Raw genomic sequence first — 19,235 nt, 5'->3', positions numbered from 1 at the left:
TTTCACCCAGCCGACGGCAGACGCGAGAGCTCGGCGTCGCGTGGGCTCGGAGATGGCTCTCCGCGACCGGGGTGACGCCTCGCCCGACGGGGCTGACGCCTCCGCGCTTCGCGCGGTCACTCCCTCGTCTCGGCTCAGGACTTCAGGGTGAGACCGTCGCCGTCGCGGTCGACGGTGACCTGGCCACCGTCGGAGACCTCACCGCCGATGAGCATCCGCGCCAGCGGGTCACCGATGGCGGACTGGATGAGGCGGCGGAGCGGCCGGGCGCCGTACGCCGGGTCGTAGCCGGTCTCGGCCAGCCACTCCCGCGCGGCGGGGGTGACGGAGATCGAGATGCGGCGGGCTGCCAGACGCTTCTCGAGCAGACCGAGCTGGATGTCGACGATCTTGGTCAGGTCGGCGAGCGAGAGGGCGTCGAACATGACTACCTCGTCGAGGCGGTTGAGGAACTCGGGCTTGAACGACGCCCGGACCACCGCCATGACCGACTCGCGCTTCTCGTGCTCGTCCATGACCGGGTCGACCAGGAAGGCCGAGCCGAGGTTGGAGGTGAGGATGAGGAGCGTGTTGCGGAAGTCGACCGTGCGGCCCTGACCGTCGGTCAGCCGCCCATCGTCGAGCACCTGCAGCAGGATGTCGAAGACCTCGGGGTGAGCCTTCTCGACCTCGTCGAGCAGCACCACCGAGTAGGGACGGCGACGCACCGCCTCGGTCAGCTGGCCACCCTCGTCGTAGCCGACGTAGCCCGGAGGCGCTCCGACCAGCCGGGCGACCGAGTGCTTCTCGGAGTACTCGGACATGTCGATGCGTACGATCGCGCGCTCGTCGTCGAAGAGGAAGTCGGCGAGCGACTTGGCGAGCTCGGTCTTACCGGTGCCTGTCGGGCCCAGGAAGAGGAACGAGCCGGTGGGGCGGTTGGGGTCGGCGATCCCGGCTCGCGAGCGGCGCACCGCGTCGGCGACGGCCCTCACGGCGGACTTCTGCCCGATCAGCCGGCGACCGATCTCGGTCTCCATCTCGAGCAGCTTGGCCTGCTCGCCCTGAAGCATCTTGCCGGTCGGGATTCCGGTCCAGGCCTCGACGACCTCGGCGATCTGCTGGGCAGCGACCTCCTCACCGACCAGGCGGTCGGTGACGTTGTCCTCGTCCTCGGCCTCTGCTGCCTCTGCGATCTGCCGCTCCAGCTCCGGGATGCGACCGTAGAGGATCTCCGAGGCTTCCCCCAGCGAACCCTCTCGCTGGAGCCGCTCGGCCTCGCTGCGCAGCGCGTCGAGCTGCTTGCGCAGGGCACCTTCGCCCTCGAGAGAGGCCTTCTCCTGCTCCCAGCGTGCCTCCAGCCCGCGCAGCTCCTCCTCCTTGTCGGCGAGCTCCTTGCGCAGCGCCGCGTGACGCTCCAGCGAGGCGTCGTCGGACTCCTTGGAGAGCGCGAACTCCTCCATCTTCAGCCGGTCGACGGCGCGCCGGAGCTGGTCGATCTCCTCGGGAGAGGACTCGATCTCCATCCGCAGCCGGGAGGCGGCCTCGTCGATCAGGTCGATCGCCTTGTCGGGCAGCTGCCGGCCGGTGATGTAGCGGTCGGAGAGGGTCGCGGCGGCCACCAGAGCGGCATCGGTGATGCGGACGCCGTGGTGCGCCTCGTACTTCTCCTGGATGCCGCGCAGGATCTGCACGGTGTCCTCGACCGACGGCTCGCCGACGAAGACCTGCTGGAAGCGGCGCTCCAGGGCCGGGTCCTTCTCGATGCGCTCGCGGTATTCGTCGAGCGTGGTCGCACCGATCATGTGCAGCTCACCGCGCGCGAGCATCGGCTTGAGCATGTTGCCGGCGTCCATCGCGGAGTCGCCACCGGCGCCAGCGCCGACGACGGTGTGCAGCTCGTCGATGAAGGTGATGACCTGCCCCTCGGCGGCCTTGATCTCCTCCAGGACGGCCTTGAGCCGCTCCTCGAACTGGCCGCGGTACTGCGCACCGGCGACCATCGCCGCCAGGTCGAGCGACAGGAGACGGCGACCCTTCAGCGAGTCGGGTACGTCACCCGCGATGATCCGCTGAGCCAGCCCCTCGACGACGGCCGTCTTGCCGACGCCCGGCTCGCCGATGAGGACCGGGTTGTTCTTCGTACGCCGCGACAGCACCTGGATGACTCGGCGGATCTCGGAGTCACGGCCGATGACCGGGTCGAGCTTGCCGCGCTCGGCGGCCTCGGTGAGGTCCTGGGAGTACTTCTCCAGCGCCTCGTAGGAGTCCTCGGCGTCCTGGCTCGTCACCCGGCGGTTGCCGCGGACCGCCTTCAGCGTCTCGCGCAGCCCCTTCTCGGTGAGCCCGGCCTTCTTGAGCACCTTCTGCGCCGACGACTCGACCGTGGCCAGCGAGATCAGCAGGTGCTCGGTGGCGGCGTAGTCGTCCTTCAGGGACGTGGCCAGGGTGATCGCCCCGGCCAGGACACGGGTCAGCCCACCCGAGGCAGCGGGCTGCTGCACCGTGGACCCGCTGGCGCGCGGGAGCCCGGCGAGGTCGGCGGCCGCCGCTCGCGACAGCTCCTCGGCGTCCACACCGGACTTGGTGACCATCGACGTCGCGGTGCCCTCGTCCTGCTGCAGCAGCGCGGCGAGCAGGTGGATCGGCTCGGTCGTGGTGTTGCCTGCCGTCGTGGCGGAAAGCTGCGCGGCCTCGATCGCCTCGCGAGCCTTGGTGGTGAACTTGTCTGCCGAAAACTGGCTCATCTGTGTCTGCTCTCCTCCTGGGGACGCACCTGAGTCTGCCGCGAGTGCCTGTCACCCGCATCTATCTCAACACAACCAAAGTTGAGTCTGTTCCACTCAACTTTCGAGCCTACGACCCTGCGAGGAACGAGCGGGGTCGTAACGCGAGAAGGTCGAGCGAGCGCAGCGGGTGAGCCTGCGAACCCGCGAAGCGGGTCGAGACCTACGTCAGTTTGGCGTGGCCGACCACCCGGCGATCGGGCACACTCCTCCCGTGGACTCCCGAGGCGCGGTACGCGAGCAGCTCGCCGCGCGGCAGCGCGAGGTCCTCGACGACCTGCTGGCGGGACGTACGCCGCCGGGGTTCGAGCCCGCCGGGACGACCGCAACGACGCGAGTGCTGCACCACAAGCGCTCCTCGGCCGCCGAGCACGCCGCCCCCGAGCTCGACCTGCTCCCGAACTGGCGCGACCGCTTCCATGCCTGGGCCGCGCAGCATCCGCAGCAGGGCTGCGCCCACGATGACGTGCGCGACTTCCTGACCACCATCGGGGCGGACTGGCTCCGCCTGCACGAGGTCTATGACGGCCGGCGACGACTGGCGCTCACCCGGATCGGCGGGCGCCGGGTGCTCACCATCGGTCTCGGCTCGCAGATCTGGCACCTCACCCGCCGCACCTGGAAACGGAGCTTCACGTGGAAATCCTGATCATCCTCGGGGTCCTCGGCCTGGTCATCTACCTACTGATCGAGCCCGCGCTCAAGAGAGGGCGCCGCAACCGCCGGCGAGGTCCCCGCAGGCGCGGCGGCGGCAGCTCCGGGTCGAGCTCGTGTGGCTCCACCTACGACTCCGGCGGCAACGACCACCATTCGTGCAACAGCTCCTCCTGCGGCTCGAGCTGCGGCGGTGGAGGCGGCGGCGATTGACCCTCCCCCGCCGAGTCGGCTCGTCATGACGAGCCGACTCGGCATCAGAAGAGGTCGAGGGCCGTCACCCTCCACTGGCCGTCGACCTTCGCGGCCTCGACGGCGATCTGAGCGGCGGAGATGGACGACTCCTTGTCGGTGGAACGCTGTGAGGCCTGGTCCAGGAAGACGAGGAGCTCGGCGGAGTCGGCGTCGAGGGACTTGACCGCGGCGACCTGGACCTCGGCACTCAGCACGAGCTTCTGACCGGGGGCCTTCTCCTGGAGCTGCTTGAAGAGGAGGTCGTACTCCTTGCGGGCATCGCCGGCGAGGAACTCATCGGCCGCAGCAGCGGTCGGCGAAGGGTCGGAGAAGTCGTAGGAGAAGACCTGGAGCAGGCCGGTGGTGACGGCCGACTGCACCTCGGTGGTGGCCTCGGCGTCGACGACGGCGCGGTTGCCGACGTGGTCGGTCTTCCGCTCCCGGTCGGCCTGCCAGAACGCTCCCGGCCCCAGGATCAGGGCGAGCGCGGCGAGGAACGGTGCCCAACGGCGTACGAGAGGACTCATGACAGGTTCACCGCTACCTGCTCGAGGCTCTCCAGGAGCCAGTCGTCCCCGACCTTGACCAGGTCGGCCGCGAACCTGTTGCGCTTGACCGTCGGCTCGGCGTCCTCACCGGAACCAGAGCCGTCGCGGACCGTGATCTCCACCGCCGCGATCACGGTCGCGCTGTCGTCGTCGAGCTCGGTCACGGCGGCGTCCATCACCGAGCCGGTCGAGATCTTCTCCTGCTCGGCGAGGACCTTGCGGTCCTCCTCGGAGACGCTGGTCAGCTGGTCGTGCAGGGTCCCGGTGGTGACCGCGGCCCACCCCTTCAGCCCTTCGTCCACCTTCCGGTGGTCGAGCGAGTTGAGGGTCTCGATGTGGCTGGTCGCGACGATCAGCACCCGGTCGCGCAGCGCGGCCTCGTCGACCATCTCCTGGTCGTGGCCGGTCGCACGCCACCAGGTCAGCGCACCCGCGACCAGCACACACAGCGCCACCAGCGGGAGGCCCCAGGCGAGCGCGCGGTCGCGCCTCGACGGCGGGGTCTCGACACCCTCGGGGCCACTTCGATCAGATCCCGACGCCTTCTGCTCGACCACCGAGGCCTCCGTACGTCTCTCCGTTGTCGTGCTCATCGCTCCCCCATCAGTCCGGCGAGCGTGGTGGGGACGCTAACCGTCCCCGGCTCGGCTGTCTCGGTCTTCGTGGTTTTCGGTTCGGGTACGGCAGAACAGCCGGCCGCGGTGTTGAACGGCTTGCCCTTGCTCACGTCGGTGCCGGCACGCAGGTCCGTGCCCTCATAGCCGGAGACGCAGGCAGGCGGGTTGAAGAAGGACGGCATCAGGCTCAGCCGTGGCCCGTTGGAGGTGTTGATCGCCCAGCCGATGCTGACCGCCTCCGGGGCGGTGACGAAGGTCGACTCGAGCGCGGCCGCGTTCGTCCCGAAGAGCGTCGCCGGCGTGACCAGGTTGCTCATCAGGATCCCGAGCGGCTGACCGACCTCCTTGACCAGCAGCGAGATCTCGGTGGCCGAGCCGGGCGCGGCGCCGATCAGGTCGCGCAGATCCTTGTCGGAGTCAGCAAGGGTCGAGGAGAAGAGCGCGAGGTCGTTGCTCCACGCCTTGATGCTGGTCGCCGACTCCTCCTGGGTCGCGAGCACCTGGTCGGAGTTGCGGATCAGGCTCGCCGAGACCAGGAAGTTGCGGTCGGCCTCCTGCTGGAACGAGAGCGAGGTGTCGACCAGCTTCCGCAGGTCGGACCCGGCTCCCTGGGACAGCAGGTAGGACTCGTCGATCGTCGTCACCAGGGCCTCCTCGGGCACCGAGGCGACGAAGTCGCGGCCGGTCTCGATGACCTGGGAGGCGTCGTACGGCAGCGCCTCCTCGCCCGCACTCAGCCGGTCGCCGTCGGTGAGCCGGGCGGAGCCGACAGCGCCACCGCGGAGGTCCAGATACTGCTCGCCGATGGCCGAACGGTTGGCGACCTTGACGGTCACGTCATCGGGGATGGCGGGCGCGTCGCCCTCGATCTCCAGCACCGCGTGTACGCCGTCGGAGCCTGCTTCCAGGGAGGTCACCTCGCCCACGGGCACCCCGCGGTAGGTCACCTCCGAGTTCACGAAGAGGCCGCCGCCCTCGGGCAGCGAGACGTCGACGCGGTACGGCTCGTCGAGCAGGTCCAGGCCGACGTATCGAGCCCCGACATAGCTGGTGCCCACGAGCGCGAGGGCGACGAAGAGGCCGAGCTTGACGCGTACGCCTCCGGTGAGCCGTTGCATCATTCGCTCCCTTCCACGGAGCCGGCCGCGCCTTCCGGCGAGGTCTCAGAGGTCGCCGACCCCGACCCGGCCGGTGACTCAGATGGCGACTCGGAAGGATCGGACGGGGACGACGAGGGCGAGGACGACCCCGACTCCGACGGATCCGAGGAGGACGAGGACGAGCCGGGATCGGAGGGCAGGATCGACTCCCCCGGGATCGACGGCGAGGACGAGCCCGGCACCGGTGAGGTGGTCGACGGCAGCAGTCCGGGCGGTGCGTCCGACGGCCCGGACTGGGAGCTGACCGAGCCGCCGGACCCGCCTTCGACCGCCGGCTGCAGCCATTCGCAGCCCTTGGCCTGGCAACCGGCAGGAGTACGGAAGTTCGTGATCATGAACAGGTTCATGTAGTCGCCGCGGAGCGCGTTGAGCACCTCGTCGGGGAACGGGTAGGTGAAGAGGATCTCGAGCGCGTAGGGCAGGTCGGAGCCGGCCTTGGCGAGCTGGTCGAGGATCGGGTCGAGCAGCTTCAGGTCGGCGACGATGTCGTCCTGGGCCTCGTCCAGGGTGCTGATCGTGACCTTGGAGAGCTTGTCGAGCGCCTCCAGCATCGCGACCAGCTGCGGACGCTGGTCGACGAGCACCTGCATGCCCGGCGAGAGCCCCTCCAGCGCGTTGGAGATCTTGGTCTTGTCCTTCTCCAGCGTGACCGCGAGCTCGTTGAGCGACTCGATCGCGGAGGTGATCGAGGCCGACCGCGAGTCGAGGACCGAGACGAACCGGTCCATCTCCGTCAGGAAGGCCTTGATCTCCTCCGGCCGACCGTCGGAGACCTTCTGCAGCTCGCGGGAGATCTCCTGGAACTGTGCGATGCCGCCGCTGTTGAGCACCATCGACAAGGCCCCGAGCACCTCCTCGACCTGCGCGGCCGCCGCGGTGTCACCCCTCCCGAGGACCGCACCATCACCCAGGGGCGAGCCCGCGACGGGCGTGGCGGGGCGGATCAGTGCGACGTACTTCTCTCCGAGCAGGGAGGTCTGCTGCAGTCGCGCCGTGGTGCCGGCGGGAAGCTCGACGTCGTCGTTGACCACCAGCGACACCCGCGCGCTGCGGCCGTTCTCGGTCAGCCGGATCTTGGAGACCCGGCCCACCGCGACGTTGTCGATCTTGACGCTGGACTGAGGAACCAGATCGAGTACGTCGCTGAACTCGGCGCTCAGGGTGATCGGGTCCTCCCCCACGTCGGCGCCGCCGGGCAGCGGGGCCTCGTAGACGCCTCCGCTGACGGCACCGAGGCCGCAGCCGGAGAGGGTCAGGGTGGCCGTGGCCAGCACAGCCACCAGCGGGTTCGACAGGGATCTCGACAAGCGCGACATCACTGCTCCTCTCCGACACCGGGAAGCAGGACCGGTGGCGCGTCCTCGGAGGTCTGGCCGGTGAGGCCGTCGCCGGACCAGACGCTCAGCTCGTTCAGGTTGGTGCGGCCGACCAGGGTGTTGGAGTCCGGGTCGTAGGCGTTGACGAACTTCTGCAGCACCAGCGGGATCGTGGCGACCGCCTCCTCGAGCGACTCGTTCTGGTCGACGAGGACCTGGGTCGGCCCCTGCAGGTTCTCGACGCTGGTGCGCATCTCGCCGCGGTTGTCCTTGATGAACGTCTCCAGCAGCGCGAGCGCCTCGCCGAGGTTGCTGACCGCGGAGGCCAGGTCGTCGCGGTCCTCGGCGAGGTAATCGGTGACCTGCGCGAACCGGCGGTTGGCGTCCTCGACCCCGTCGTCGTGCTCGAGCAGGGTCTTGTTGAAGGTGTCGAGGTTCTCGACGGTGGCGAAGAAGTCCCGGTCGATGTCGGCCAGGGTCGCCGACGCATCGGCGCCTTCCCTGATCACCTGGTTGATGTCGGCGCCCTGGCCGTCGAGGTTGGCCGCCACAACCTCCAGGAACCGCGAGAGCGCACCGTTCTTGTTGGCGCCGTTGGGACCGAGCTGATCGCCGGCCTCGGTCAGCGAGGCGTAGAGGTCGTCGATCTCGACCGGCACCGCGGTCTCCTCGATGACGGTGCCGGCGCGGAGCTCGGGCCCGTCGACGTACGGCTCGGTGAGCTGGACGAAGCGGTCCGAGACCAGCGTCGGAGCGACGATCACCGCCTCGGTGTCGGCCGCAGCGGTCTGGCCGGGGTCGAGCATCATCGAGACCTTCACGTGCTCACCGGCCGGGGTCACCGAGGTCACCTCGCCGACCGGCACTCCGAGAATCTGCACGTCGGAGCCGGGATAGAGGCCGACGGAGGCCTCGAAGAGCGCGGAGAACGTGGTGCCCTTCCGCCCCTCCCGGATCCCGTACGCAGCACCCCACCCGATCGCGCCGACGACGGCGATCACGAGGAGCCCGGCGATGAGCCTTCTCATCTCGTCCCTCCCGGCTTGCAGTCGCGCTCGACGTCGTTGTCGAGCACCGGCGCGTTGTTCTCGTCGAAGAGGCCGCAGCCGTAGACGTCGATCCACGGCCCGTTGCTCATCGAGGCGCCGACCACCCGGTAGTAGGCGCCGATCTGGGAGAGCGCCTTGTCGAGGTGGTCCTGGTTTCGCTGCAGGATCTCGGACACCTGGTCGAGCTTCTTCAGGGCCGGCTGGAGGCGCTTCTGGTTGTCCTCGACCAGACCGGTGACCTGCTTGGCGAGGTCGTCGGTGTAGGTGAGCATCTGGTGGATCGCCTGGCGGCGGGCGGCGAGCTCCTCGAGCAGCTTGTCGCCGTCCTCGATCAGCAGCCCGATCTCCTCGTTGCGCTCGGCGAGGGTGCCGGTCACCTTGGTCGTCGTCCTCATCAGCTCGGCCAGCTCCTGGTCCCGCGAGGAGATCGTGCGGGAGATCCGGGTGAGGCCGGAGACCAGGCCGCGTACGTCCTCGGGCGTGTCCTCGAAGACCTCCGACAGGGCGTTCATCGACTCCTCGACCTGCGCCATGTCGATCTCCCCGACGGTGGTGGAGAGGTCGGAGAAGGCGGCGCTGACGTCGTAGGGGGTCGTGGTCCGCGAGACCGGGATCGGCTCCCGGAGACGGCCCGAGCCGCCCGGGTCCAGGGCGAGGAACTTGCGCCCGAGCAGCGTCTTCACCTTGATCGACGCGGTGGTCTGCGAGCCGAGGGAGACGTCCTTGGCCCGGAACCTGATCAGCACCTTGTCGCCGTCGAGCTCGAGCTCGGAGACCTCGCCGACCTTCACCCCGGCGACCCGCGCCTCGTCACCGGGACGTATCCCGGCGGCCTCGGCGAAGTAGGCCTCGTAGGTGTCGCCACCGCCGATGACGGGGAGGTCCTCGGCGTAGAAGGTGGCGAAGAAGACGCCGGTCATGGCCAGGATCCCGACCACGGCGATGACGATCTTGTTGCGTTCGGCGAACGACTTCGGATAGCGGGCCATCATTGGCACCTTCCTGCCGGCGAGTCCACACCGAGGTCGCCGTAGTAGCCCTCGGGTTTCGGGATCCGCCCGTCGATGGAGCAGATGTAGAAGTTGAGCCAGCCTCCGTAGGTGGCCATCCGGCCGATCTGGTCGGTCTTCTGCGGCATGGTGGTCAGGAACTCGGTCAGCGCCTCGTCGTTCTCGGCGAGGTTCTCCGAGACGTCGCCGAGGGAGTCGATCGAGTCACGCAGCGGCTCGCGGCCCTCCTCCAACAGCCCGGAGACGCTCTGGGAGAGCTGCCCCATCCCCTCGATGGTCGAGCCGAGCGTCTTGCGGTCGGCGGCCAGCCCGGAGACCAGCCGCTGCAGCGTCACCAGGGTGGTGTCGAGCATCCCGGTGCGCTGGCTGACCACCTCCAGGACCGAGTTGAGGTTGGTGATCAGATCGCCGATCACCTGGTCCCGGTCGGCGAGGGTCGAGGTCAGCGAGGCCGTCGAGGAGAGCAGCGACTCCACCGTCGCTCCCTCGCCCTGGAAGACCGCGATGATCTGGGCGCTGAGGTTGTTGACGTCCTCCGGGTCGAGGAACTTGAACAGCGGTTGGAAGCCGTTGAACAGCATCGTCAGGTCCAACGCGGGCTGGGTCTCGTCGAGCGAGAACGTGTAGCCGGCCCTCAACGCCTCGCCGCCGGGAGCGCCCGGCTCCAGCGCGATGTACCGCTGCCCGATCAGGTTGCGGAACCGCAGCTCGGCGCGGGTCCCCTCGACCATCGGCGCCGAGTCGGCCGCGGTGAAGACCACCTCGGCGGTGTCGTTGTGGCGCAGCCCGATGGACTGGACGGTGCCGATCTTCACCCCCGCCATCCGCACGTCGTCGCCCTTGTTGAGGCTGGTCACGTCGGTGAAGAGCGCCGTGAACGTACGCCCCGCGGAGGTCGATCCGTTGGAGATCGTCGTCGCCAGGGCCGCCATCGCCAGGACCGTCACCAGCGCGAAGACCACCGACTTGGTGAGCGTCACCGCGACCGAGCCGCCGTTACCGAGCCTCATCGCACGATCACCTCCGTGCCTCGCAGGGTCGGGCCGAGCAGCAGGCTCGACCAGGTCGGATACTCATCAGGTGCCAGGCCTTCCGCTGGTGCCATCACCTCGGCGATCAGCTGGTTCTCACTCTTGGAGTTCTGCTCGCCCAGGCCCGTGGTCGCACCGAAGGTGCGCACCCGGTCCGTCGGTGGTGCCTCGATCCGCTCGGCGGTGTCTGCCGTCCCGGTGACGGCCGGCTGGCTGCCGGTCTGACCGGTGACGTACGGGCATCGGGGGCCGCCGGTGCGCAGCTTCGGCACGTAGCCGGAGGGGTAGGGCTGCCGGATGTCGGAGACGCTGACCAGTGCATGGATCCCCGCCTCGTCGGTGCCCTTGCCGAGGTTCTTGGCCATCACCGGTGCGTAGTCGCGCAGGGCGCTGAAGAGGCACGGGAAGGAGGAGGCGTACGGGCTGACCGCGCGGAGCGCATCACGCGAGGTGTCGGAGAGCACCACGATCGTCTCCCGGTTGCGCTCGAGCCAGCGGTCGGTGTCGGCCGCCGTCGTGGTCACCGACCGGAACGTGTCGGCGAGCTGTCTCTGCTGGTCGACCAGGGTCTCGGCGGTCACGGTCATGGTGTCCAGCGCGTCCAGCAGATCCGGCGCGGCCTCCTCGTAGTGGCCCGCGACCCGGCCGAGCGCGGCGAGGTCGTCGGCCAGCTGCGGGACCAGCGGGTTGAGCTTCCTCAGGTAGTCCGCCCACGCCGAGAAGACCTGGCCGATGTCGTCTCCGTTGTCGCGCAGCATCGTGGCCAGCTCGCTCAGCGTCGCGTTGAGCTTGTGAGGCTGGATCGCCTTGAGCACCGGGAGCAGCTCGTCGAGCACCTGCTCCAGCTCGACCGCCTCGTCGGAGCGGTCCTGCTCGATGGTGTCACCGGCCGACAGCTCGGGCCCGGAGGCCGGTTGCAGCGCCACGTACCGCTCCCCGAAGAGGGTCTTGGGCAGCAGCCGCGCGGTGGTGTCGGCCGAGAGATCGGAGAGTACCTCCGGCTCCAGCGCCAGGGTCAGCTCGGCGCCGCCCTCGCGGGCCGAGACGGTGCGGACGGTGCCGACCGGCACCCCACGGAGCTTGACGTCGGAGCCCTCCTGGAGGGCGTTGCCGAGGGTGCCGGTGGTCAGCGTGACCTCGGAACGGTCGACGAAGGTCTGGTCGTAGGCGAGCCAGGCGCCGAGCGTCACCGCCGCGACCACGGCCAGGTAGCACAGGCCGAGAAAGGCGTCGCGAAGCCTCGCCAGGCTCATCGTGGGCCGGCTCATCCCGCGATCCTCACCGTCGTGGTCGCGCCCCACATCGCCATCGAGAGAGCGAGGTCCAGCAGCGCGACGACCACGATGGCCCGCCGCACCGAGCGCCCGACCGCGATCCCGACCCCCGACGGCCCGCCGCTGGCATAGAAGCCCAGCCTGCAGTGGATCAGGATGATCAGGATCGAGAAGATCAGCACCTTCCCGAAGCTCAGCAGGATGTCGATGGGCGGCAGGAAGAGCTGGAAGTAGTGGTCGTACGTCCCGGCCGACTGCCCGTAGAAGTAGACCGTCACGATCCGCGAGCCCGCGTAAGAGGTCAGCAGCCCGACCACGTAGAGCGGGATGATCGCCACGAAGCCGGCGACCACACGGGTCGAGACCAGGTAGGGGATCGTGCCCAGCCCCATCACCTTGACCGCGTCGATCTCCTCGTTGATCCGCATCGCGCCGAGCTGGGCGGTGAAGCCGGCGCCGACGGTCGCCGACATCGCCAGGGCCGCCACCAGCGGCGCGATCTCGCGGGTGTTGAAGTAGGCGGAGATGAACCCGTTGAGCGTCGAGGTGCCGATCTGGTCGAGCGCTGCGTACCCCTGCATGCCGACGACCGTGCCGACGAAGATGCTCATCCCCGTCATCACGCCGATGGTGCCCCCGATGACGGCGAGCGCGCCGGTGCCGAAGGAGACCTCGGAGAGGATCCGGAGGATCTCGCGCGGGTAGTGCCGGATCGCGGACGGGATCCCGACCAGCACCTTCCCGTAGAACCGGATGTCCTTCCCGGTCTGGACGAGCCCGTCCAGGGAGCGATCGAGCCTCGACCGCTTCTTGACCACATCAACGGTGGCCATGTCAGGCCCCCTTTCCGGGGACGAGCTCGAGGTAGAGCGTCGTGATCACGAAGTTGACGAAGAAGAGGAGCAGGAAGGTGACGACGACCGACTGGTTGACCGCCTCCCCCACCCCCTTCGGCCCGGGCTTGGTGCTGAGCCCCTGGTAGGCGGCGACGAGGCCGGCGATGAGCCCGAAGAGCACCGCCTTGAGCTCGCCCACCCACAGGTCGGAGAGCTGGGCGAGAGCGGTGAAGGAGGAGAGGTACGCCCCCGGCGTCCCGCCCTGGATGATGACGTTGAAGAAGTAGCCGCCGAGCACGCCGACGACGCTGACCAGGCCGTTGAGCAGCACCGCCGCGAGCACGCAGGCGAGCACGCGTGGCACCACGAGCGCCTGGATCGGATCGACCGCGATCACCCGCATCGCGTCGATCTCGTCGCGGATCGTCCGGGACCCCAGGTCGGCGCAGATCGCCGCTCCGCCCGCCCCCGCGATCACCAGCGAGGTCACGATGGGTGCCGCCTGCTGCACGACGGCGAGCACCGAGGCGGCACCGGTGAACGACTGCGCCCCGATCTGGACCGTGAGGGTGCCGAGCTGCAGCGCGATCACCGCTCCGAACGGGATAGCGACCAGCATCGCCGGGATCCAGGAGACCGAGGTGACGAACCAGAACTGGTCGAGCAGCTCGCGGGCCGCGAACGGCCTGCGGAACGCCGCCCGGAACGTGTCCAGGCCCAGCGCGAAGAGCGCCCCGACCTGGTCGAGACCCCGGCTGACCGGGTCCTTGACCTTCGTCCTCGGTGCTCGGTCAACGTCGTCGTCATCAGCGGTGTAGAGCGTCGCCGCACCGCTCGCGACCCGAGCGCTGTGCCGCTCGACCGCGGACCGCGGGGAGCCGTTGGCGGGGGCGAGCTGGCGCGGCAGCACCTCGATGGCGCGGGCCCCGGCGCGTACGGTCGCCACGCCACCGGACGGGTAGTAGGCCTCGCCCTCGACGTAGTCGTCGTTGACGCCGTGGTCGGTCTCCTCGCTCATCCCGATCGGCCCGATCGGGTCGCCGCTCATGAACTGGGAGACGACCGGGTGGTCGGTGAGCAGGAACTCCTCGCGCGGGCCGTACATCACCAGGCGGCGGCGGTAGAGCATGCCGAGGTTGTCCGGCAGCGTACGTGCCAGCTCGATGTTGTGGGTGACCACCAGCATCGTGGCGTCGGTGGCCGCGTTGACGTCGACCAGCAGCTGGGCCAGGTTGGCCGTACGCACCGGGTCGAGCCCCGAGTCGGGCTCGTCGCACAGGATGATCGAGGGCTCGGTGACCAGCGAGCGGGCCAGGCCGGCGCGCTTGCGCATCCCGCCGGAGATCTCGCCGGGCAGCTTGTGCTCCTGCCCCATCAGCCCCACCAGGTCGAGCTTGTCGTTGGTGATCTGCCTGATCTCCGACTCGCGCTTCCTGGTGTGCGCGCGCAGCGGGAAGGCGACGTTGTCGAAGACGCTCATCGAGCCGAAGAGCGCTCCGTCCTGGAAGAGCACCCCGAACCGCTTGCGCAGCTCCTGCCGCTGCGACTCGCGCGCCTTCACCATGTCGACCCCGTCGACCAGGCAGGCGCCGGCCTCCGGACGCAGCAGCCCCATCAGCGACTTCAGGAACACCGACTTCCCGGTGCCCGAGGGCCCCAGCAGCGCGGTGATCTCGCCCTGCGGCAACGTGAGGGTCACGTCGCTCCAGATGTTCTGGGACCCGAAGCTCTTGGTGAGCCCGGTGACCTCCACGGTTCCGCCCATCGCGGGACCTCCCTGTTCTGCCGTTGTGGGGTGCGTCGACGATCGGGACAGTACGTGTGGCACTGATCACACGGGAGAGTAAATTCGCTCAGGCATCAAATGAGTGCCCTGATTTGTCACGCGCATGACAAATCGGCCGACTGGATCTGGCGCACTCACGCCGTTCGGCCCGCTTGGTGGAACAGTCGTACCGCAATTCGGGGGCAGCCTTGGCAAAGACGTGCCATGGTGGTCGACACCTTCTCGGGCATGTTGGACGAAGGAGTTTGACGTGCGACGGAGCACGAGATGACGCAGACCCAGCAGTCCCCCGGTCTACCCGGTTCCGCCGTGTGGATGCTGAAGAGCCTCGAGAGCGAGGTGCGGCCGATCGCGCGCAAGATCACCCGTCACCTGCGCGAGGGGCTGCCGGCTGAGACCGAGGGATTCGAGGAGCTCATCTTCACCGCTGTGCACGGCGCGATGTCGCATTTCATCGACCTGGGCCTCGGCCGTTCGGCGCCCTACATCGCGATCGACGACCACTTCCGCAAGGTCGGTTTCAAGGTCGCCGCGCTGGGCCAGGACCGGGCCATCGTCGACCAGGGCATCGACATGGCCACCACCGAGCTCTGGGACGAGCTGCGCCGCCGGGCTGTCGAGAACGAGCTCTCCGCCGCGGCACTGAACGCGCTCAACGAGATGATGACGACGTACGTCGACCACCTGACCTCGCAGGTCAGCAAGGGCTTCGAGGCCGGCACCGAGGCTCGCGACCAGGACAACGACGTCGCCCGGGCGCGGCTGATCGACCGGATGCTGTCGGGGGCCTCCGCCGACGAGATCGAGGTGCAGGCAGCGTTGGGCGACTGGGCGCTGCCCGAGAAGGTGACCGTGATGGCGGTCGAGCTGCGAGACGGGGGCCGGATCCCGCCCGACGCCCTGTCCGCCACCGCCCTCACCCGTCGCCGCGAGCCGACCCAGGTGGTGATGTGCCCGCCTCGCGACACCGAGGCGGTGACCAAGGAGCTCCGGGCGGCGGCTCCCAAGGCGCGGGTCTCGATCTGCTGGCCGGTGCCACCCGAGGACGTACCCGCCGCCTGGCGCTGGGCCAACCGCGCCCTGGCGCTGGTCAACGCCCGGGTGATCCCGGCCAAGCCGGTCATCGACTGCCTCGCCTACCGCACCGAGATCTGGCTCCACGCCGAACCGGTGATGCGCCGCCAGCTCGCCCAGGAGCTGCTCGAGCCGCTGTTGGCCGAGTCGGCCAACTCCCGCGAGATCCTCACCGAGACCCTGCTGGTCTGGCTCGAGACCCGGGAGAGCGCCCCGGCGATCGCGGCGGTCCTCGGCGTACACCCGCAGACGATCCGCTACCGCTGGAAGCGGATCAACGAGCTCTTCGGGGAGTCCCTGCGCGACCCCGAGTTCGTCACCCAGCTCCTGCTGCTGCTCAAGGCGAGCGTGCCGCTGTGGGTCGCCGGCGACCAGAGCGACTTCGACCGCTACCAGCAGCAGACCGGCTGACTTGGAGCCGCTCATGGTGGAAGCGATCGTTCTCGTGGCCGGTGCTGTCGTCGCGTACGTCCTGGGGTCGGTGTTCCCGCACTTCGTCGCGAGCTGGGCCGGGCGCCGGCACGGGATCGAGTCGGTGCCGCGGTCCTCCTGGGCGCTCGCTGCCCGAGTCGACACCGTGGTGCTCGACCGGTGGGGGACGGTGACCACCGGGCGGCTCGTGGTGACCACCGTCGACCCGCTCGACCCCGACCACCTGCGCAATCTGCGCTGGTTCGCGGGAGCGTTGGAGCACGAGGCCGAGGGCCCGCTCGCCCGAGCGGTCGCCCGGCTCTCGCCGCGGGGCAAGGTGACCGACTTCGGCGTCGTTCCCGGATCAGGGGTGCGGGGGTCGGTGGACCGGCATCCCGTACGCGTCGGGCGGCCGTCCTGGGTCGGCATGGCCGAGCGCGCCGACCGCGGCACCGTCCTCGGCGTCGAGCTCGACGGTCGGCCGCTGGGCTACGTCGTGGTCGGCGACCAGCCGCGCGAGGACGCGGGCGCGTCGGTGTCACGGCTGACGGCCGCGGGGGTGACGCCGGTGCTGGTCTCCGACGACACCGACCGCGAGACCGAGCACCTCGCCGAGACCTGTGGGATCGAGCGATGGCACTCCGAGATCGCCCCCGAGAAGCGGGAGCGGCTCGTCGCCGAGCTGCAGGAGCAGGGACGAGTCGTCGCCTTCGTGAGCGCTCGCCCGGAGGACGCCGAGGCCCAGGCGGTGGCCGACCTGACCGTGGGCGGGAGCTCCGGCGTACGGCTGGCGGATCTCGACGTCCGGCGCGTCGCCGAGCTGATCTCGCTCGCTCGCGGGGCTGTCGTGGGGCGTCGTTGGGCCTCGCCCGTCGCACTGGTGCCGGCGGTGGTCGGGGCGGTGCTGACGATCCTGGGCGCCGGCTCGGTCCTCCTCGCCACAGGGTGCGCGCTGCTGTGCCTGGTGACCGCGGCCGTGGCCGGGGCGATTCCGGTGTCGAGGACCGGAAACTTGTCACGTACGTGAGTAGTTTCGCGGATTCTCGGCCCGGATCGCGCTCAGCCCGTTGTGGCGGGGCTCACATGATGGCTGGATCGGTGACGTCGCCCCACCCCGCCCGACCCGAGGATGTGACCGAGGATGACCCCACGACCCGGTCTGCTGTTCAAGGCAGCTGCGCTGCCCGTCGCCGCCGCCACCGCCGCCTGGACGATCCATGCGATCCAGGAGGGCCGGCCCGTCGATGCCACGGCCAGCGTGCGTCAGGTGCCGGTCGAGGTGCCCACCCAGGAGCTGCTGCCGCCGGTGAGCGTCTCCGCGGTCAAGCCCATCCCCAAGGTCAGTCCCACCCTCGCAGCCAAGCCTGCCGGGTTCGCCGCCGAGGCGGCTGCCGGCGTCATCCCCGAGACCGCGCTCTCCGCCTACCAGCGCGCCGCGACGGTGCTGGCCGACGCCGACCCGGGCTGTCATCTCGACTGGTCGCTGATCGCCGCCATCGGGCGGGTCGAGTCCGACCACGGCCGCGCCGGGGGTAACACGCTGTCCGCTTCCGGGGTCGCGACGCCCGGGATCTTCGGCGTACCTCTCACCGGGGCCGCCGACACCGCACGCATCCTCGACACCGACGGCGGCACCTACGACCGCGACCTCGTCTACGACCGTGCGGTCGGGCCGATGCAGTTCATCCCGTCGACCTGGTCCGATGTCGGGGTCGACGCCGATGGCGACGGGCGCCGCGACCCGCAGGACGTCGACGATGCCGCGCTCGCCGCCGCGGTCTACCTGTGCTCCGGCTCCGCCGACCTGTCCACCGAGGCCGGGCAGCGCTCGGCCGTGCTGCGCTACAACCACAGCGAGGCGTACGTCTCGGCGGTCCTGCAGATCGCCGACGGCTATCGGCTCGGAACCTTCGAGGCACCGACCGATGTCGTCCTGCCTGCCGCGCAGATCCCGGTCACCTCCGCCTCCGACCTCGAGCCCCTCTCCGGCGCCTCGCCCAGCGCCCAGCCGCCCCGGCGCTCAGGCGGCTCGCCATCGGGCGGGACGGACACCGGTACGCCCAGCGGCGGCTCGACCACGCCTTCCTCCCCGTCACCCTCGGACTCCCCCGGCGATGACGGATCCGTCGTCCCGTCGCCCACCTCCGGCCCGGACCCGAGCGGCTCCCCCACGGGGTCGCCGACCGAGACGCCGACCGAAACACCCACCGAAACACCCACCGAAACACCCACCGAGGACCCGACACCCACCGAGACCCCGACCGAGACCCCGACCGAGGCTCCGTCGGAGACCCCGACCGAGACGGCCACCGAGTCCGCCGGCCCGGAGGCTTCCGCGAGCACGTCCTGAGGCTCGGCCCCAAACGTGTTGGCCTCGGCGCGCCCTCCCCTCGCGCCCCTCTCGACCATCGCTCTCCCCCGCTGGTCGAGCCGGCGCACGAAAAGTGTCGAGGCCAACACCCCTCGTTCACGTAAAATCGCGTTACAAAGCCACTCAGTGCGGGCACACTGGAGACGCTGCTGACACCCCACCGGGAGCCGCCTCGATGCCGACAGATACCGAACGTCTCGTTGCTCATGTCGCGCGCCTCGGCGAGGAGCACCCACCGATCCCGATGGACTCGGTCGACTTCACCGTGAACGACCCGGCAGGCTTCGGCGCCCGCTTCGGCCATGTGCTCGACTACATGGCGCGGGTCGAGCTCGAGGTCGACCGCAACGTACTCGAGATCTCGACCATGCTCCCCAACCCACCCGAGGTCGACAAGCAGTTCTACGCCGAGGTGTGGCAGCCGCAGGAGATCCAGCACGGACTCATCCTCGACCGCCTCCAGCAGATCCTCGGCCGCCCGCCGGCGACCACCGATCTGGACCACGTCGGCCTGAAGCTGAAGGTGCTCGGCCTGCTGGCTCACCTGGAGCCGTTCCAGGACGTCTGCCGGATGCTCTACTACCTGACCGGCATGGCCACCGAACGCTCTGCGGTGATCGCCTACAACCTGCTCCACGACGGGGTCATCGAGACCGGCGAGCACGCCGTCGCCGACACCGTCATCGCGCCGATCAAACGCCAGGAGCCGGGCCACTACGCCTTCTACCAGCTCTCCGCCCGCGCCCACTGGGCCACGCTCGCGGCCTGGCAGAAGTGGCTGGTCCGACGCCTGCGCCGGATCTCCTTCGCCCCCGTCGGGGTCAACAGCGTCACCCAGCTCGCCGACTTCGGCGATGTCATGGAGACCCTGGGTGTCGATCACGAAGGCCGCGACCTCGCCGCCGACGTGGCCCGGGTCGAGCAGGAGCTGCTCTGGGCCCGCGACCGCGGCCTACCCGTCCCCGACTACGTCACCCGCGCCTTCCGCGACGCGGTCGAGGCAGCCCGGGCGCGGTCAGCCGCATAGCGGGGCGCCTCCGCTGGTCGAGGGCCACTTCGTTCAGACCCTCGCGCCAGCGAGCGTGTCGAGACCAACGCA

At 69.6% G+C, this 19,235-nt stretch carries 17 protein-coding genes and 1 pseudogene; 6 read left to right on the top strand and 12 right to left on the bottom strand.

The genetic code is table 11. The features are described 5' to 3' along the window. Window positions 1-134: 134 nt before the first annotated feature. The gene (gene clpB / locus ACFWQC_RS15035; RefSeq protein WP_378679150.1) at window positions 135-2,726 is read right to left on the bottom strand and encodes an ATP-dependent chaperone ClpB; all 2,592 of its coding nucleotides are present in this window, start codon (window positions 2,724-2,726) and stop codon (window positions 135-137) included. Between the two features lie 253 nt (window positions 2,727-2,979). Between clpB and ACFWQC_RS15030 the strand changes: the two genes are divergently transcribed. Further along, window positions 2,980-3,414 (top strand): hypothetical protein, encoded by a 435-nt coding sequence (locus tag ACFWQC_RS15030; RefSeq protein WP_378679147.1) that lies wholly within the window; start codon window positions 2,980-2,982, stop codon window positions 3,412-3,414. Beyond that, entirely contained in the window at window positions 3,402-3,632 is a 231-nt protein-coding gene (locus ACFWQC_RS15025; RefSeq protein ID WP_378679144.1) for a hypothetical protein, read from the top strand. The genes ACFWQC_RS15030 and ACFWQC_RS15025 overlap by 13 nt, the downstream gene beginning before the upstream one ends. A 44-nt stretch (window positions 3,633-3,676) precedes the next feature. Here ACFWQC_RS15025 and ACFWQC_RS15020 read toward each other — a convergent pair whose 3' ends face one another. The 11 genes and pseudogenes from ACFWQC_RS15020 to ACFWQC_RS14970 all read right to left on the bottom strand — a co-directional run. Continuing rightward, window positions 3,677-4,180: a hypothetical protein gene (locus tag ACFWQC_RS15020; RefSeq protein ID WP_378679141.1), complete on the bottom strand. Its 504-nt coding sequence runs from the start codon at window positions 4,178-4,180 to the stop codon at window positions 3,677-3,679. Then, window positions 4,177-4,794: a hypothetical protein gene (locus tag ACFWQC_RS15015; RefSeq protein ID WP_378679139.1), complete on the bottom strand. Its 618-nt coding sequence runs from the start codon at window positions 4,792-4,794 to the stop codon at window positions 4,177-4,179. The genes ACFWQC_RS15020 and ACFWQC_RS15015 overlap by 4 nt, the downstream gene beginning before the upstream one ends. Next, the gene (locus tag ACFWQC_RS15010) at window positions 4,791-5,936 is read right to left on the bottom strand and encodes an MlaD family protein (protein WP_378679136.1); all 1,146 of its coding nucleotides are present in this window, start codon (window positions 5,934-5,936) and stop codon (window positions 4,791-4,793) included. The genes ACFWQC_RS15015 and ACFWQC_RS15010 overlap by 4 nt, the downstream gene beginning before the upstream one ends. Continuing rightward, complete coding sequence (locus ACFWQC_RS15005) at window positions 5,936-7,294, bottom strand: MCE family protein (protein WP_378679133.1); 1,359 nt, start codon at window positions 7,292-7,294, stop codon at window positions 5,936-5,938. Before ACFWQC_RS15005 ends, ACFWQC_RS15010 begins: the two co-directional genes overlap by 1 nt. Next, window positions 7,294-8,322, bottom strand: coding sequence for an MCE family protein (locus ACFWQC_RS15000; protein ID WP_378679130.1), 1,029 nt, complete (start codon window positions 8,320-8,322; stop codon window positions 7,294-7,296). Before ACFWQC_RS15000 ends, ACFWQC_RS15005 begins: the two co-directional genes overlap by 1 nt. Then, window positions 8,319-9,332, bottom strand: a complete 1,014-nt coding sequence (locus ACFWQC_RS14995; RefSeq protein ID WP_378679127.1) for an MCE family protein — start codon at window positions 9,330-9,332, stop codon at window positions 8,319-8,321. Before ACFWQC_RS14995 ends, ACFWQC_RS15000 begins: the two co-directional genes overlap by 4 nt. Then, entirely contained in the window at window positions 9,332-10,363 is a 1,032-nt protein-coding gene (locus tag ACFWQC_RS14990; RefSeq protein ID WP_378679124.1) for an MCE family protein, read from the bottom strand. Before ACFWQC_RS14990 ends, ACFWQC_RS14995 begins: the two co-directional genes overlap by 1 nt. Further along, window positions 10,360-11,652, bottom strand: coding sequence for an MCE family protein (locus tag ACFWQC_RS14985; RefSeq protein WP_378679121.1), 1,293 nt, complete (start codon window positions 11,650-11,652; stop codon window positions 10,360-10,362). The genes ACFWQC_RS14990 and ACFWQC_RS14985 overlap by 4 nt, the downstream gene beginning before the upstream one ends. Continuing rightward, window positions 11,649-12,491, bottom strand: coding sequence for an MlaE family ABC transporter permease (locus ACFWQC_RS14980; RefSeq protein WP_378679118.1), 843 nt, complete (start codon window positions 12,489-12,491; stop codon window positions 11,649-11,651). Before ACFWQC_RS14980 ends, ACFWQC_RS14985 begins: the two co-directional genes overlap by 4 nt. 1 nt (window position 12,492) lies before the next feature. After that, entirely contained in the window at window positions 12,493-13,215 is a 723-nt protein-coding gene (locus tag ACFWQC_RS14975) for an MlaE family ABC transporter permease (protein WP_378679154.1), read from the bottom strand. Between the two features lie 600 nt (window positions 13,216-13,815). Next, window positions 13,816-14,259: pseudogene (locus ACFWQC_RS14970) on the bottom strand (ABC transporter ATP-binding protein); the annotation flags it as partial. 288 nt (window positions 14,260-14,547) lie between these two features. Here ACFWQC_RS14970 and ACFWQC_RS14965 point away from each other — a divergent pair. The 4 genes from ACFWQC_RS14965 (at window position 14,548) to ACFWQC_RS14950 (ending at window position 19,163) form a co-directional block, all read left to right on the top strand. After that, the gene (locus ACFWQC_RS14965; protein WP_378679115.1) at window positions 14,548-15,765 is read left to right on the top strand and encodes a PucR family transcriptional regulator; all 1,218 of its coding nucleotides are present in this window, start codon (window positions 14,548-14,550) and stop codon (window positions 15,763-15,765) included. 13 nt (window positions 15,766-15,778) lie between these two features. Then, window positions 15,779-16,792 (top strand): HAD family hydrolase, encoded by a 1,014-nt coding sequence (locus tag ACFWQC_RS14960; protein WP_378679113.1) that lies wholly within the window; start codon window positions 15,779-15,781, stop codon window positions 16,790-16,792. Between the two features lie 114 nt (window positions 16,793-16,906). Continuing rightward, a complete protein-coding gene (locus tag ACFWQC_RS14955) occupies window positions 16,907-18,115 on the top strand; it encodes a lytic transglycosylase domain-containing protein (protein WP_378679110.1) in 1,209 nt (402 codons plus the stop codon). Window positions 18,116-18,311: 196 nt separating this feature from the next. Continuing rightward, window positions 18,312-19,163, top strand: a complete 852-nt coding sequence (locus ACFWQC_RS14950; RefSeq protein ID WP_378679107.1) for a GTP-binding protein LepA — start codon at window positions 18,312-18,314, stop codon at window positions 19,161-19,163. Window positions 19,164-19,235 lie beyond the last annotated feature (72 nt).

It is taken from the genome of Nocardioides sp. NPDC058538, assembly GCF_042719275.1.
Lineage (GTDB): Bacteria > Actinomycetota > Actinomycetes > Propionibacteriales > Nocardioidaceae > Nocardioides.
Note: the sequence above shows the minus strand (reverse complement) of the source record. Positions and strands in the feature narration are given on the sequence as shown.